Genomic DNA, 14,570 nt, shown 5'->3' on the forward strand with positions numbered 1-14,570 from the left:
GGTCAGGCGTCGGCGGCGAAGCGGTCGCGCAGGGCGGCGTACTCCGCGTCCGTCAGCAGGCCCGCGCTGTACAGCTCGCTCAGGTGGTGCAGGCGTTCGTCCGTGCGGGCCGCCGGGACCGTGGCCACCGGGGTGCGGCTGCGCAGGGCGGCGAGGACGGCCGCCGCGAACGGCAGCGACTCGTGCACCGCCCCGTACCCGACGCCGAACACCGCGGCCGCCAGGTCGTGGTCGGGCCGAGGGTCGCCGGTGGCGTCCCGCGGGAGCAGCCGCAGGTGGCCGCCCGGTGCCTCCGGCGAGCTCCACTCGAGGCCCGTCAGCGCGGACAGCGGGTAACGCTGGTCGCCCGCCTTCCACTTGGTGCTCGTGGCGCCCGTACGCGACCAGTGGAAGGTGACGGCCGAGCCGTCGAAACCCAGCCGCGCGTCGTACGCCTTCAGCTGCAGCGGCGGCTGCGGCACCTCGACGAGGAAACGTTCCGCCGGATCGGCGGCATCCGGGCCCAGCCGGGCCCGTACGGCGTCCGCGAACTCGGCCGCCTGCGCGGCCCGGTCCCCCGGCAGCACCAGCCGGTACGGATCGCAGGCCGCCCGCAACTGCCCGGCGGCGGCCTCCATCAGCGGATCCGCGCCCGTCCGCGGCACGGCATGCAGGACCACCGCGTCCCGTTTCCCCCCGGAACCGGTCGCGTTCACGCTCACCCCCGACAACGCCTCGAAGGGGATCCGCCGCGCCCCGAGGGCGTGCAGGAGTCTCGGAGTCCTCGGCGTTCTTATCCCCCGTGCGAAGCGGATGAGCACCGAGTCCGAGTCGAACTCCCAGACGGCATGGTTTCCGGCCAGTACATCACCCATGCGGCACATCGTAAGGGGACGTACCCCTGCGCGTCCCCCTCGATGCAGAGCCCGTTTTCCGAGGCTCTACACGTGTCAGTCCCCGTCTGTCCCGGAAATTCCACGGCGGCACGCATCGTCGCCGGTCGCGCACACGACGGAACCGAACGCACCGGTTCCGATTTTGGCGAAGTTGTCCAGGGATCCCGTACCTGGCTCGAAATAGCCGGTGTGGAGCTTCGCCCCGGCCGAGGACAGCAGCCGCGACCCGAAGTCCGGCGACACCGGGTCCGCCCCGTGGCCGACCCCGCCGACCTCCAGGTGCGGTACGTCGGCGATCCAGTCCCCGGCGTCCCGCGTCGCCCACACCCGCGCCGACGTGTGCAGCTCGGCCGCCGAGCCGGCGCGCATCCCGGGACTGCCCGCCACCACCACGTCCGTCACCCGCTCCGGCAGCGCGTGCGCGGCGACCCCGCACACCACCGAGCCGTAGCTGTGGCAGAACAGCGCCACGCTCGCGTCGCCGGGCAGCGCGGCGGCCAGGGACTCCAGCCGTACGGCCCCGTCCACCGCCATCCGGCCGGTCGCCGCGTCCACGCCGACCCCGGTGGGAGCGGTGTAGCCGGCCCAGGCGATGACCGCGGTCCGGCTGTCGGGAGCCGCCGCGCGCTGGGCCTCGTACAGCGACTGCGCCATGCCGACGGGCGCGGTGAGGCGGCGCTGCGTGCGCTCGAAGGTGAGCACGTCGGTGTCGACGCCGGGGACGACCACCGAGATCCGGCCGGCCCGGTCGAGGTCGCCGAACACCTCGGCGACGCGGCCGCCGCCGGTGGGGTCGAAGGCGAGGATCTGCCGGCCCGGCAGGGCCAGGGATGCGAAGCGGTGGGAGCGCCGGCCGGCCGTGGTGCGGTCGGCCGGGGTCAGGCTGACGTCCCGGCTGCGGGCCTCCTCCACGCGCTCGGCCTGCTCCAGGCCCCGCAGGTTGGCCCGGTAGCGCAGTGCGGCCGGCGCCCCGTCGAGGTTCCCGACGACCAGGGGGTACCCCTCGGCGAGCCGGGCCCGCTGGGATCCGTCGAGCTCGGCGAAGAACCGGGCCACGGTCCGTACCGGGGCATCGGCGGGCGGCACCGGCCGGCCGTCGATCCGGGCCGTGGACCAGGAGGCGAGGGCGGCGGCACGCAGGGAGGTCCCGGCGTCGGGCCGGTGCACGGCGGTCCAGCCGGTGGTCGCCAGCATGATGAAGACCACCGCCAGCGCGAGCAGGGTGCGCAGGGCGGCGGGGCGCGGGTCGGCGCCGACGGCGGGGGAGTGGGCGAGGCCGGGCAGGTTCACTGGGACCAGCGTAGGAGACCGGATCCGGGCACGGCGCCCAGGGTGACCGGGTTCACGGCCGACCGTGGGACCCCGTACGGAGGTTCAGCGCCAGTCCGCGGCCAGCGCCGGGCCGATCTGGTCAAGGCAGGCCTCGGCCATCCGCCGGATCGAGGCCACGCTGGCGTCCTCTCCCTGCCCCCACAGGCGCCCGGTGACCCTCATCACTCCGTAGAACGCGGCGACCGCCAGCCGCGGCCGCGGGTCGGTGTCCACGTCCAGCCCCTCGCGCTCGGCGATCAGCCGGGCGATCCGCTCCTCCATCCCGGTGGAGCGGCGCAGGTGGACGGCGAGCAGCGCCGGGGTCGACTCGATGAGCCGGTACGTGCGCATGTAGAGGTCGACCGGGACCACGTCGCACAGGGCCTCGTCGAGGGTGTCCCAGGCGCCGAGCACGGCGCCCCGCAGCGCCTCGAGCGGGCCCTCGGCGGGCGGCCGGGAGCGCAGCGCGGCGACGAAGTGCGACTCGACCAGGTCCTGGACGGCGAAGGCGGCCTCCTCCTTGTTGGCGAAGTACCGGAAGAAGGTCCGCTGGGAGACGTCCACGGCGTCGGTGATCTCGTCGACGGTGGTGCGTTCGTACCCCTGCGCGACGAAGAGGAGGAGGGCGGCGCGCAGCAGCGCGTCCCGGGTGCGCCGCTTCTTGCGTTCGCGCAGCCCGGGCGCCGGCACCGGCCGCTCGTCGGTCATCACCGGGGGTGTCCTTCCCGCATGCTCCGCATGCCGAATCCGACGCCGAGTGAGCGGTCAGGTTACCCGTGACGGACCTGGCAGCCACCGTCCCGTTAAGCCGTTGGTGAGGGCAGCGGCCGCCGCGGCCGCCCCGGCCGGCAACCCGATCGGGGACAAGCCGGCAGCCGGTGCAGCCGCCCCCGCCACCACAGCTCACCGCACAGGCGTCAACCGACTCCGTACGAGAGCCCCGCGGGACGGTTCCGGCGGGGCCGTCGCCTATCAGGGTGGACCCGCCCGCGGCCCCTTCCGCCCGGCCGTCCTCGCAGGTCAGCGTGGGGTCCGAGGCGCTCCGGAACCGGTCCGGGGAGCCCTGGTCCACAAGGAGTTGACCTGTCATGCGTACGAGTTCACCCGCACGGTCCACCACCGCCCTCGCCGCGACCGTCCTGGCCCTCGCCGCGTTCGTCCCGAGCACGGCAGGCACCGCACACGCCGCCGGCCCGCCGCCGGGCAAGGCACCCGCCTGCGCCGCCGGGCAGCTGTGCCTGTGGGCGAAGCCGGAGTTCAAGGGCACCCGCCACGCCCACGAGCTGAGCACCATGGACGTCAACAGCTGTACGGCACTGCCCGCCGGGACCAGCGCCCAGTCGCTGGTCAACCGCACCGGGCGGCCGGTGACCACCTACCAGTCGGCCGAGTGCGCCGAGACCGGCGAGTTCCAGACCTACCCGGGCGACGGGGTCCAGCTGCCCCAATCGCTCTACCTGGTCAGGGCCTTCAAGGTGTGGGAGCGCTAGGCGCCCGCCGCCGGGGCCGTTTCGGGCACCTGGGCCGGTACGTCGGCTCCCGCGCCCGGGGCGGCCGCCGCGCCGAGGCGCCCGATCTCGGCGCGCAGCGCCCGTACCTCCGCGGCCAGTTCGGCGATCGCGGCGGTCTGCGCCCGCTCCACCCGGTCGTCGCGTTCGAAGCGGGAGATGAACCAGGCCGCGATGTTGGCGGTGACCACACCGAGCAGGGCGATCCCCGACAGCATCAGCCCCACCGCGAGCACCCGGCCGAGCCCGGTGGTGGGGGAGTGGTCCCCGTACCCCACGGTCGTCATCGTGGTGAAGCTCCACCACACGGCATCGCCCAGGTTCTTGATGTTGCCGTCGGGCGCGTCCCGCTCCACGCTCAGCACGGCGAGCGAGCCGAACATCAGCAGCCCGACCACCGCCCCGGCCACGTACGTGGTCAGCCGGATCTGCGGGGCCATCCGGGCCCGCCGGCCCACCAGCAGCAGCGTGGACACCAGCCGCAGCAGCCGCAGCGGCTGGAGCATCGGCAGCAGCACCGCGCCCAGGTCCAGCCAGTGGGTCCGGACGAACGCCTTCTTCGCCGTCGACAGGCCCAGCCGCATCAGGTAGTCGGCGGCGAACGCGCCCCACACCACCCACTCGGTGAGCGTGCACGCCCGGTGCACGACCGCGTCCGCGTCGGGCGCGACGATCGGTACGGCGTACGCGACGGTGAAGGCCGCGGCGAGCACGAGCAGCGGGGTCTGGCTCCGCCGCTCCCACCGCAGCTGGCGGGAGGGTTCCTTCATACGGAACATCGTAAGGAACAGGTAAAGCGAAGCGGGCCCCCGGCACTGCCGAGGACCCGCGTTGACGCTTGCCCGCGCCGTGCTACGCGTCGCCGCCCGCCGCGCCCGGGTCGGCCGCCGAGACGTCCAGCAGGCGGTACCGGTCCACGGCCTGCTTCAGCGCGGAACGGTCGATCTTGCCCTCCTTGGCCAGCTCGGTCAGCACCGCCAGCACCACCGACTGCGCGTCGATGTGGAAGAAGCGCCGGGCCGCGCCGCGCGTGTCCGCGAAGCCGAAGCCGTCCGCACCCAGCGAGGTGTACGCGCCGGGCACCCACCGCGAGATCTGGTCCGGGACGGACCGCATCCAGTCCGAGACCGCCACGAACGGCCCCTCGCCGCCCGACAGCTTCCGCGTCACGTACGGAACGCGCTGCTCCTCCTCCGGGTGGAGCAGGTTGTGCTCCTCCACCTCGACGGCCTCGCGGCGCAGCTCGTTCCAGGAGGTCGCCGACCAGACGTCCGCCCGGACGTTCCACTCCTCGGCCAGGATCCGCTGGGCCTCCAGCGCCCACGGCACCGCCACGCCCGAGGCCATGATCTGCGCCCCGATGGAGCCCGCCGAGCCCGTGGACACCCGGTGGATGCCCTTGAGGATCCCGTCCACGTCGACACCGGCCGGCTCGGCCGGGTGCTGGATCGGCTCGTTGTAGACGGTCAGGTAGTAGAAGACGTCCTCGGACTCCGGGCCGTACATCCGCCGCAGGCCGTCCTGGACGATGTGCGCGATCTCGTACCCGTACGCCGGGTCGTACGCCACACAGCCCGGGTTGGTCGACGCCAGCAGCTGGGAGTGACCGTCGGCGTGCTGCAGGCCCTCACCCGTCAGGGTGGTCCGGCCGGCGGTCGCACCCAGCACGAAACCGCGCGCCAGCTGATCGGCCATCTGCCAGAACTGGTCACCCGTGCGCTGGAAACCGAACATCGAGTAGAAGACGTAGACCGGGATCAGCGGCTCGCCGTGCGTCGCGTACGCCGAACCCGCGGCGATCAGCGAGGCCGTGCAGCCCGCCTCCGAGATGCCGTCGTGCAGCATCTGGCCGGTCGGCGACTCCTTGTACGCGAGCAGCAGGTCGCGGTCGACCGCCTCGTACTGCTGGCCCAGCGGGTTGTAGATCTTGGCGCTCGGGAAGAACGCGTCCATGCCGAACGTGCGGTACTCGTCCGGGGCGATCAGCACGAAGCGCCTGCCGATCTCCTTGTCCCGCATCAGGTCCTTCAGGATGCGCACGAACGCCATGGTCGTGGCGATCGACTGCTGGCCCGAGCCCTTCTTGGCCGCCGCGTACGTCTTGTCGTCCGGCAGCTGCAGCGGCTTCGCGCGCACCACGCGGGTCGGCACGTAGCCGCCCAGCGAGCTGCGGCGGTCGTGCATGTACTGGATCTCCGGCGAACCCGGGCCCGGGTGGTAGTACGGCGGGGCGCCGTCCTCCAGCTGCGCGTCCGTGATCGGGATGTGCAGGCGGTCGCGGAAGCGCTTGAGGTCGTCGACCGTCAGCTTCTTCATCTGGTGCGTCGCGTTGCGGCCCTCGAAGTTCGGGCCGAGCGTCCAGCCCTTGACCGTCTGCGCCAGGATCACCGTCGGCTGGCCCTTGTGGGCCTTGGCCGCCGCGTACGCCGCGTAGATCTTCTTGTGGTCGTGGCCGCCGCGGCCCAGGTGCAGCAGCTGCTGGTCGCTCATGTTCTCGACCATCGCCCGCAGCCGCTGGTCGTCGCCGAAGAAGTGGTCGCGGATGTACGCGCCCGTCTCGGTGGCGTACGTCTGGAACTGGCCGTCCGGCGTCGAGTTCATCTTGTTGACCAGGATGCCGTCGCGGTCCTGCGCCAGCAGCGGGTCCCAGGAGCGGTCCCAGATCAGCTTGATGACGTTCCAGCCGGCGCCGCGGAACTGCGACTCCAGCTCCTGGATGATCTTGCCGTTGCCGCGCACCGGGCCGTCGAGCCGCTGCAGGTTGCAGTTCACGACGAAGGTCAGGTTGTCCAGGCCCTCGCGCGCCGCGATCGACAGCTGGCCGAGCGACTCCGGCTCGTCCATCTCGCCGTCGCCGAGATACGCCCAAACGTGTGACTTCGAGGTGTCGGCGATCCCGCGCGCCTCCATGTACCGGTTCATCCGGGCCTGGTAGATCGCGCCGAGCGGGCCGAGGCCCATCGAGACGGTCGGGAACTCCCAGAAGTCCGGCATCAGCCGCGGGTGCGGGTAGCTGGACAGGCCGTACGGGGCCTTCGACTTCTCCTGCCGGAACGCGTCGAGCTGCTGCTCGGAGAGTCGGTCCAGGAGGTAGGCGCGCGCGTAGATGCCGGGCGAGGCATGGCCCTGGAAGAAGATCTGGTCGCCGCCGTCGCCCTCGTCCTTGCCCCGGAAGAAGTGGTTGAAGCCCACGTCGTAGAGGGAGGCGGAGGAGGCGAACGTGGCGATGTGGCCGCCGACGCCGATCCCGGGACGCTGGGCGCGCGAGACCATGACGGCCGCGTTCCACCGGGTGGCGTTCAGGACCTTGCGCTCGATCTCCTCGTTGCCGGGGAAGAACGGCTCGTCCTTGGTGGCGATCGTGTTGACGTAGTCCGAGCTGCGCATCTCGGGCACGGCCACGCGCTTCTCGCGGGCCCGCTCGATCAGCCGCAGCATCAGGTAGCGGGCGCGCTCACGGCCCCGCTCGTCGACGGCGGCGTCCAGGGAGTCGAGCCACTCCTGCGTCTCCTCCGGATCGAAGTCCGGGACCTGGCTCGGCAGGCCGCCAATGATGATCGGATTGCGATCGGATGCGGAAGCCACGCTGTTCCTTCGCTGTCAGGGGAGTCGTGCCATGGGGTTTCGCCGCCTCCCATCGTCTTACTCTCGGTCGGAATCGTCACCTGTACCACTGGGTAATCACCGGAGTCCGCGGCGATTCGGGGCGCAGTCGGCGGCCGGTCCGGCCAAACCGCAACCCTACGCCCAAGATGATCAGAGGGTTCGTAAGGCCGTTCGTCCCTCAAACAGGTAGGAAAGCCGTTAGCGTCGCCGATGATGCCGAATGAGCTGGAATGGTGTGGGATGAATCACCAGACGTCCGCGCGGGAAGGCTGAAAGTTGCGGCGAGACGGCCGTAATCGTCACCGTTTCGACGGTCTCGGCGGCCGGGTACTTGCGCGATCCGCCGCGCCCGTGTGGACTACGCCCAATGCTGCGCGTACGCGCGCCGCCGAAGACATTCACCGAACATGAGCAGGAGGCACCCCGTGAGCGCGACCGCGGACCACGCGGAGAGCCTGGCCGCCCGGCTGGGTTTCCAGTCCGAACAGGTGGTCCAGGAGATCGGCTACGACGAGGACGTCGATCAGGAATTCCGTGAAACCGTCGAGAAGCTCGTGAGCGATCTCGCCGACGAGGACTACGACGACGTCGCCGACGCGGTGTTGCTGTGGTTCCGCGACGAGGACGGCGATCTGACGGACGCCCTGGTCGATGCGACCGAGCTGGTCGAGGACGGCGCACTGATCCTGCTGCTGACCCCCAAGACGGGCCGTGACGGCTACGTCGAGGCCAGCGACATCAGCGAGGCCGCCGAGACCGCCGGCCTCTCCCTCGCCAAGGGTCTGCCCGTCGGCAAGGAGTGGACCTCCACCAAGCTGGTGACGCCGAAGGCCGCCAAGTCCAAGCGCTGAGCCGCGCCCCGCAGCCAAGCGGACACGCACCCCGTCGGCCGGATTCCAACCCGGTCGGCGGGGTGCGTGCGTTCCGGGCACCTGATCCCCATAGGCTGGACCCACCCGAACAGCCCAATGCAGGGATGCAGGAACGAAGGGATGCGACAGATGGCGATCGAGGTCGGCAGCAAGGCCCCGGACTTCGAGCTCAAGGACAACCACGGCGCGACCGTGCGGCTCTCCGACTTCCGGGGGGAGAAGGCCGTGGTGCTGCTCTTCTACCCGTTCGCCTTCACGGGGGTCTGCACCGGCGAGCTGTGCGAGCTGCGCGACCAGCTGCCGCGGTTCCAGAACGAGGACGTCCAGCTCCTCGCGGTCTCCAACGACTCCGTGCCGACCCTGCGGGTCTTCGGCGAGCAGGAGAACCTGGACTACCCGCTGCTGTCGGACTTCTGGCCGCACGGCGAGACCTCCCGCGCGTACGGCGTCTTCGACGAGCAGAAGGGCTGCGCGGTGCGCGGCACCTTCATCATCGACAAGGACGGCATCGTGCGCTGGACGGTCGTCAACGGCCTGCCCGACGCGCGTGACCTGAACGAGTACATCAAGGCCCTCGACAGCCTCTGAGCCGGCCTCCGGGCCAGGCTCCGAGTCGGCCTCCGAGCCCCGTCGGGGACCTCGGGCACTTGGTGCACTTCCAGCGGGTTCCGGCAGCTGTTCACCGGGAAAGACGCCGGCAGGCGGGAACCCGTCACTAGGATCGAAACGTTGATCCCGGTAGAAACCGCACGACGGGGCACCGCCCCACACATGAACCCAATGGAGGACCCGTGGGAGTCAGCCTCAGCAAGGGCGGAAACGTCTCGCTGACCAAGGCCGCGCCGAATCTGACGGCGGTCATCGTCGGTCTGGGCTGGGACGCTCGCACCACCACCGGCGTCGACTTCGACCTCGACGCCAGCGCGATCCTGACCAACGACCAGGGCAAGGTCGCCAGCGACTCGAACTTCGTGTTCTTCAACAACCTGAAGAGCCCGGACGGCTCGGTCGAGCACACCGGTGACAACACCACCGGTGAGGGCGAGGGCGACGACGAGGCCATCAAGGTGAACCTGGCCGGCGTCCCGGCCGATGTAGCCAAGATCGTCTTCCCGGTCTCGATCTACGAGGCCGAGAGCCGCCAGCAGAGCTTCGGGCAGGTCCGCAACGCGTACATCCGCGTGGTGAACCAGGCCGACAACTCCGAGCTCGCCCGCTACGACCTCTCCGAGGACGCGTCGACCGAGACCGCCATGGTCTTCGGCGAGCTGTACCGCAACGGTGCGGAGTGGAAGTTCCGCGCCATCGGCCAGGGCTACGCCTCCGGCCTGCGCGGCATCGCCCAGGACTTCGGCGTCAACGTCTGAGCCGAGCCCGCCAGCAGTCACCCGTCCGGCGCCGTGCACTGTGTGTACGGCGCCGGACGTGCTTTGCAACGATCCACCGGCCGAGATCACCGGCCGGGATGCACCACCGGCCCGCCACGCGGGCGCGCCGCGATCACCACGTCGTCCGGGGAGGACCACAACATGGGCGTCACACTCGCCAAGGGGGGCAACGTCTCCCTCTCCAAGGCCGCACCGAACCTCACCCGGGTCCTGGTCGGTCTCGGTTGGGACGCGCGCTCGACCACGGGGGCCGATTTCGACCTCGACGCCAGCGCGCTGCTGTGCCGCGACGGCCGGGTCCTGGGGGACGCGTACTTCGTCTTCTACAACAATCTGAAAAGCCCCGAGGGGTCCGTCGAACACACGGGGGACAACCTCACCGGCGAGGGTGAGGGCGACGACGAATCGATCATCATCGACCTGACCAAGGTGCCGGTCGAGGTCGACAAGATCGTCTTCCCGGTCTCGATCCACGAGGCGGAGGCCCGCCGCCAGAGCTTCGGCCAGGTCAGCAACGCCTTCATTCGCGTGGTGAACGAATCGGACGGCCAGGAGCTGGCCCGTTACGACCTCACCGAGGACGCCTCCAGCGAGACCGCGATGATCTTCGGCGAGGTCTACCGGTACGGCGGCGAATGGAAGTTCCGAGCGGTGGGGCAGGGGTACGCGTCGGGGCTCCGGGGCATCGCTCTAGACTTCGGGGTCAACGTTTCGTAAAGCCGTACAAGACGATGGGGTGCCAGTGGTTCTCAAAACCTTCGGCTGGTCGTTCGCAGTCACTGCGCTCGGTCTGGTCGCAGCGGTGTTCTACGGGGGGTGGACCGGATTCGGGATCGTCGCGATCCTGTCCATCCTTGAGATCTCGCTGTCCTTCGACAATGCGGTGGTCAACGCCGGAATCCTGAAGAAGATGAATGCCTTCTGGCAGAAGATCTTCCTCACGATCGGCGTGCTGATCGCCGTGTTCGGCATGCGCCTGGTCTTCCCCGTCGTGATCGTCGCGATCACCGCAGGCATCGGCCCCATCGAGGCCGTCGACCTGGCGCTGAACGACAAGGAGATGTACGAGCAGCTGGTCACGGACGCCCACCCGGCGATCGCGGCCTTCGGCGGCATGTTCCTGCTGATGATCTTCCTCGACTTCATCTTCGAGGACCGGGACATCAAGTGGCTCGCGTGGCTCGAGCGCCCGCTGGCCAAGCTCGGCAAGATCGACATGCTCTCGGCGTGCATCGCGCTGATCGCCCTGCTGATCACGTCCATGACCTTCGCCGTCAACGCCCACCAGCACGGCGGGGCCCACGTGGACAAGGCGGAGACCGTCCTGGTCTCCGGCATCGCCGGCCTGATCACGTACATGATCGTCGGTGGTCTCTCCGGCTACTTCGAGAACCGCCTCGAAGAAGAGGAAGAGGCCGAGCACGAGGCCGAGGAAGCGGCCAAGAAGAGCGGCAAGCCCGTCACGGCCGTCGCGATGGCCGGCAAGGCCGCGTTCTTCATGTTCCTCTACCTCGAAGTCCTCGACGCCTCCTTCTCCTTCGACGGGGTCATCGGCGCCTTCGCCATCACCAACGACATCGTGCTGATGGCCCTCGGCCTCGGCATCGGTGCCATGTACGTCCGGTCGCTCACGGTCTACCTGGTCCGCCAGGGCACCCTCGACGACTACGTCTACCTGGAGCACGGCGCGCACTACGCCATCGGCGCGCTCGCCGTGATCCTGCTCGTCACCATCCAGTACGAGATCCACGAGGTCATCACCGGCCTCGTCGGCGTGCTGCTCATCGCCTGGTCCTTCTGGTCCTCGGTGCGCCGCAACAAGCGGTTGGAACTGGAGGGTTCCGCCGCCGAGGCATGATCACGGCGGTAATGCGGAACGCTCCATCTGCGGGGCGGCCGGGCTGGTCTGCGGACCTTCCGGCCGCCCCGTCCGCGTAGGCCGCGCAGTCCGCAAAGCGCTGTCCGCACAGCATGAGGGGGGTAGGGGAATGGGATTCTTCGACGGGATCAGGGGCAGCCGGGCCCTGCAGTTCGACTCGGGCGGCGCCTCGGCGGCGATCGAGCTGACCAAGCGGCATCCGACGGTGTCGCTCACCAAACAGGGGGCGGTCCACGGCAACCTCCGGGTCAACCTGTCCTGGCGCATGCGCAGCTCGGACATCGGCGGCCGCAGCGGCGGCGAGGGCAGCCGGCTCCTGCGCCACCCGTTCAAGCTGTTCAAGCCCGACATGGTGCAGGCGCACACCCAGGGCATGGTCAACGTCGACCTGGACCTCGGCTGCCTCTACGAGCTGGCCGACGGCACCCGGGGCGTCGTCCAGCCGCTGGGCAACCTCCACGGCGACATCAACAGCCCGCCGTACGTGAAGCTCAGCGGCGACGACCGGTTCGGGGCGCCCTCCGGGGAGACGGTCTTCGTCAATCTCGACCACGCCGAAGAGATCAAGCGGCTGCTGGTGTTCGTCTACATCTACGACCAGACCCCGGCCTTCGACCGGACGCACGCCATGGTCACCCTGTACCCGATCAACGGTCCGCGGATCGAGATCCCGCTGGAGGAGCGGCAGCCGCAGGCCCGCTCCTGCGCGGTGCTCACCCTGGAGCACGTCAAGGGCGAGCTGATCGTGCGGCGCGAGGTGAAGTTCGTGTACGGGTTCCAGGCCGAGCTGGACCGGCTGTACGGGTGGGGCCTGCAGTGGGGGCGGGGCTACAAGAGCGCCAAGGCCTGACCGGGACCCCGGGCGGGGCCCCGGGCGGGGGCCCGGGCGGGGGCCCCGGTGCGGGCCCCGGTCAGGCGCGCGTCAGCGGCGGATGAACTGCGGGCCCTGCACCGGCAGCCGGAACGTCGGGTCGCCGCCCGGTACCGGCACCGGGGCCGGGGACACCGGCTGCGGGTACCCGTACGCCGGCTGCGCGGCCGGCGGGGCCTGCGTCAGCGGCGCCGGCGGGGTCGGCGGGCGCATCGCGGCCGTCTGCTCGGCGGTCGGCCCGGCGGCGGGGGCGGCCCCGGACGAGGCCTCGGGGGCGTTCTCGTCGACGGAGATCCCGTGGTCGGTCGCCAGCCCGACGAGGCCGTTCGAGTAGCCCTCGCCCAGTGCGCGGAACTTCCACCCGTCGCCGCGGCGGTACAGCTCCCCGCAGATCAGGGCCGTCTCGGCGCCGGTCTCGGGCCGTACGTCGAAGTAGGCCAGCGGCTCGGAGCCGCCGGTCGCGGTGGCGTCGTACAGCAGGATCCGCAGGTCCCGGACCTGCTCGAACGGCACGTCCTCGGCCGAGGCCACCACCAGGATCCGGTCCACGACCGGCGGCACCGCACGCAGGTCCGCCTGCACGGCGTCGGTGATCCCGTCGCCGAGCTGCTTCTTGCCGAGCCGCCAGACGGATCCCGAGGGGTGCCGGGGCTGGTTGTAGAACACGAAGTCCTCGTCCGAGCGCACCCGCCCGTCCGGGCCCACGAGCAGCGCCGAGGCGTCGACGTCCGGCACCTCGGGGCCGCCGGTCCAGCGCAGCACCGCCCGGACCGCCACGGCGGTCACCGGGATGTTCGAGCCCTTCTGCATCGCGTGCGTCATGCCCGTCATCCTGCCCTCCCGGGGCGGCGCGGAACAACGCGGCCCCCCGCAGGGCCTTGTCCCGGACGAAAGACCTGGGCATGGTGCAAGAGGGTTACCTGAACTTCATGTGCTTGAGGAACTCTTGACTCATATTCGTACGTACTATTACCGGCCATGCCAGTTGGGCCGCCGAGGCAGTACGGGGGAAGCACATGCGTCACTTTGGGCACGTATCGCCCACCGTCCGTAAGGACCTCTTCCACCAGGAGCCGGCCGAGTTCACCGCCGCCTCGCCCGCCCGCATCCTCGCCGCCGCCCTCGGTGCCACCCTCTACAGCCCCGCCACCCGCCCCCAGCTCGCCGGGGACGTCCACAAGCAGGCCGGCCGCGGAGTCGTCTCCATGGTCCTCTGCCTGGAGGATTCCATCAGCGACGCCGAGGTCGCGGACGCCGAGGACAACCTCGTCCGGCAGTTCGCCGCCCTCGACGCCGACGGCGGGGAGCTCCCGCTCCTCTTCATCCGGGTCCGCACCCCCGAGCAGATACCCGACCTCGTGCACCGCCTCGGCGGCTCCGCACGAAGACTGGCCGGATTCGTACTCCCCAAATTCACCGAGAAGCGCGGAACCGCCTTTCTCGATGCCGTCGCCCAGGCCGAGGCGGAAAGCGGACACCACCCGCTGTACGCGATGCCCGTCCTGGAGACCCCCGACCTCCTCCACCTCGAAACCCGCGTCGAAGCCCTCGCCGGCATCTCCCGCACCGTGAACCGGTACCGCGACCGCGTCCTGGCCCTGCGCCTCGGCGTCACCGACTTCTGCTCGGTCTACGGACTGCGCCGCACCCCGGACATGACCGCCTACGACGTCCAGATCGTCGCCGGAGTGATCGCCGACGTGGTGAACGTGCTCAGCCGCGCCGACGGCACCGGCTTCACGGTGACCGGACCCGTCTGGGAGTACTTCCGCAGCCAGCAGCGCCTCTTCAAGCCCCAGCTGCGCCGCAGCCCCTTCCTCCAGGAAGGCGCCGAGGAACTGCGCACCACCCTCATCGAGCACGACCTCGACGGGCTGCTGCGCGAGATCGAACTCGACCGGGCCAACGGACTCCTCGGCAAGACCTGCATCCACCCCGCCCACGTCACACCCGTCCACGCACTGTCGGTGGTCTCCCACGAGGAGTTCAGCGACGCCCAGGACATCCTGCGCCCCGAGCGCGGCGGCGGCGGAGTCATGCGCTCCGCCTACACGAACAAGATGAACGAAGTGAAGCCCCACCGGGCCTGGGCCGAGCGCACCATGCTGCGCGCCGAGGTCTTCGGTGTGGCGAAGGAGGAGGTCGGCTTCGTCGACCTGCTCACGGCCGGGCTTCAGGTGTGAGCCCGCCCTTGAGTCCCTCGTACACGTTGAACAGCTTGAACGGCTTGAACAGGTCGAACACGGAGAGAGGCAAGACG

At 70.4% G+C, this 14,570-nt stretch carries 14 protein-coding genes; 8 read left to right on the plus strand and 6 right to left on the minus strand.

The window, feature by feature from the left end; all coding sequences use genetic code 11:
• Window positions 1-2: 2 nt before the first annotated feature.
• The 3 genes from OHT74_RS26360 to OHT74_RS26370 all read right to left on the minus strand — a co-directional run bounded on the left by OHT74_RS26360 (window position 3) and on the right by OHT74_RS26370 (window position 2,894).
• Complete coding sequence (locus OHT74_RS26360) at window positions 3-854, minus strand: DUF4429 domain-containing protein (RefSeq protein WP_266667346.1); 852 nt, start codon at window positions 852-854, stop codon at window positions 3-5.
• A gap of 75 nt (window positions 855-929) precedes the next feature.
• Complete coding sequence (locus tag OHT74_RS26365) at window positions 930-2,069, minus strand: alpha/beta hydrolase (RefSeq protein ID WP_328623394.1); 1,140 nt, start codon at window positions 2,067-2,069, stop codon at window positions 930-932.
• A gap of 180 nt (window positions 2,070-2,249) precedes the next feature.
• A complete protein-coding gene (locus OHT74_RS26370) occupies window positions 2,250-2,894 on the minus strand; it encodes a TetR/AcrR family transcriptional regulator (protein ID WP_328621583.1) in 645 nt (214 codons plus the stop codon).
• A gap of 380 nt (window positions 2,895-3,274) precedes the next feature.
• Between OHT74_RS26370 and OHT74_RS26375 the strand changes: the two genes are divergently transcribed.
• Window positions 3,275-3,676 carry a peptidase inhibitor family I36 protein gene (locus OHT74_RS26375; protein WP_328621584.1) on the plus strand — a complete coding sequence of 134 codons (402 nt, stop codon included), beginning with the start codon at window positions 3,275-3,277 and terminating at the stop codon, window positions 3,674-3,676.
• Here the strand turns inward: OHT74_RS26375 and OHT74_RS26380 are convergent.
• Both OHT74_RS26380 and aceE read right to left on the minus strand, forming a co-directional pair.
• Window positions 3,673-4,464: a potassium channel family protein gene (locus tag OHT74_RS26380; RefSeq protein ID WP_266667351.1), complete on the minus strand. Its 792-nt coding sequence runs from the start codon at window positions 4,462-4,464 to the stop codon at window positions 3,673-3,675. The two genes, OHT74_RS26375 and OHT74_RS26380, sit on opposite strands and share 4 nt — an antisense overlap.
• Window positions 4,465-4,546: 82 nt before the next feature.
• Window positions 4,547-7,279, minus strand: coding sequence for a pyruvate dehydrogenase (acetyl-transferring), homodimeric type (gene aceE / locus OHT74_RS26385; RefSeq protein WP_266667353.1), 2,733 nt, complete (start codon window positions 7,277-7,279; stop codon window positions 4,547-4,549).
• Window positions 7,280-7,725: 446 nt separating this feature from the next.
• Here aceE and OHT74_RS26390 point away from each other — a divergent pair, with 446 nt between their 5' ends.
• The 6 genes from OHT74_RS26390 (at window position 7,726) to OHT74_RS26415 (ending at window position 12,289) form a co-directional block, all read left to right on the plus strand.
• Complete coding sequence (locus OHT74_RS26390; protein WP_266667355.1) at window positions 7,726-8,151, plus strand: DUF3052 domain-containing protein; 426 nt, start codon at window positions 7,726-7,728, stop codon at window positions 8,149-8,151.
• Window positions 8,152-8,301: 150 nt separating this feature from the next.
• A complete protein-coding gene (locus OHT74_RS26395; RefSeq protein ID WP_266633570.1) occupies window positions 8,302-8,760 on the plus strand; it encodes a peroxiredoxin in 459 nt (152 codons plus the stop codon).
• A gap of 203 nt (window positions 8,761-8,963) precedes the next feature.
• Window positions 8,964-9,539: a TerD family protein gene (locus tag OHT74_RS26400; RefSeq protein ID WP_266667357.1), complete on the plus strand. Its 576-nt coding sequence runs from the start codon at window positions 8,964-8,966 to the stop codon at window positions 9,537-9,539.
• A gap of 162 nt (window positions 9,540-9,701) precedes the next feature.
• Window positions 9,702-10,277 (plus strand): TerD family protein, encoded by a 576-nt coding sequence (locus tag OHT74_RS26405; protein ID WP_053688414.1) that lies wholly within the window; start codon window positions 9,702-9,704, stop codon window positions 10,275-10,277.
• A 25-nt stretch (window positions 10,278-10,302) separates the two neighbouring features.
• Window positions 10,303-11,418: a DUF475 domain-containing protein gene (locus OHT74_RS26410; RefSeq protein ID WP_266667360.1), complete on the plus strand. Its 1,116-nt coding sequence runs from the start codon at window positions 10,303-10,305 to the stop codon at window positions 11,416-11,418.
• Between the two features lie 130 nt (window positions 11,419-11,548).
• A complete protein-coding gene (locus OHT74_RS26415; RefSeq protein WP_266667362.1) occupies window positions 11,549-12,289 on the plus strand; it encodes a TerD family protein in 741 nt (246 codons plus the stop codon).
• A gap of 72 nt (window positions 12,290-12,361) precedes the next feature.
• Here OHT74_RS26415 and OHT74_RS26420 read toward each other — a convergent pair whose 3' ends face one another.
• The gene (locus OHT74_RS26420) at window positions 12,362-13,132 is read right to left on the minus strand and encodes a TerD family protein (RefSeq protein WP_328621585.1); all 771 of its coding nucleotides are present in this window, start codon (window positions 13,130-13,132) and stop codon (window positions 12,362-12,364) included.
• A gap of 194 nt (window positions 13,133-13,326) precedes the next feature.
• Between OHT74_RS26420 and OHT74_RS26425 the strand changes: the two genes are divergently transcribed.
• The gene (locus OHT74_RS26425) at window positions 13,327-14,493 is read left to right on the plus strand and encodes an HpcH/HpaI aldolase/citrate lyase family protein (RefSeq protein ID WP_328621586.1); all 1,167 of its coding nucleotides are present in this window, start codon (window positions 13,327-13,329) and stop codon (window positions 14,491-14,493) included.
• The last annotated feature ends 77 nt before the right edge of the window (window positions 14,494-14,570 follow it).

The sequence above is a fragment of the Streptomyces sp. NBC_00354 genome (genome assembly GCF_036106915.1).
GTDB lineage: Bacteria > Actinomycetota > Actinomycetes > Streptomycetales > Streptomycetaceae > Streptomyces.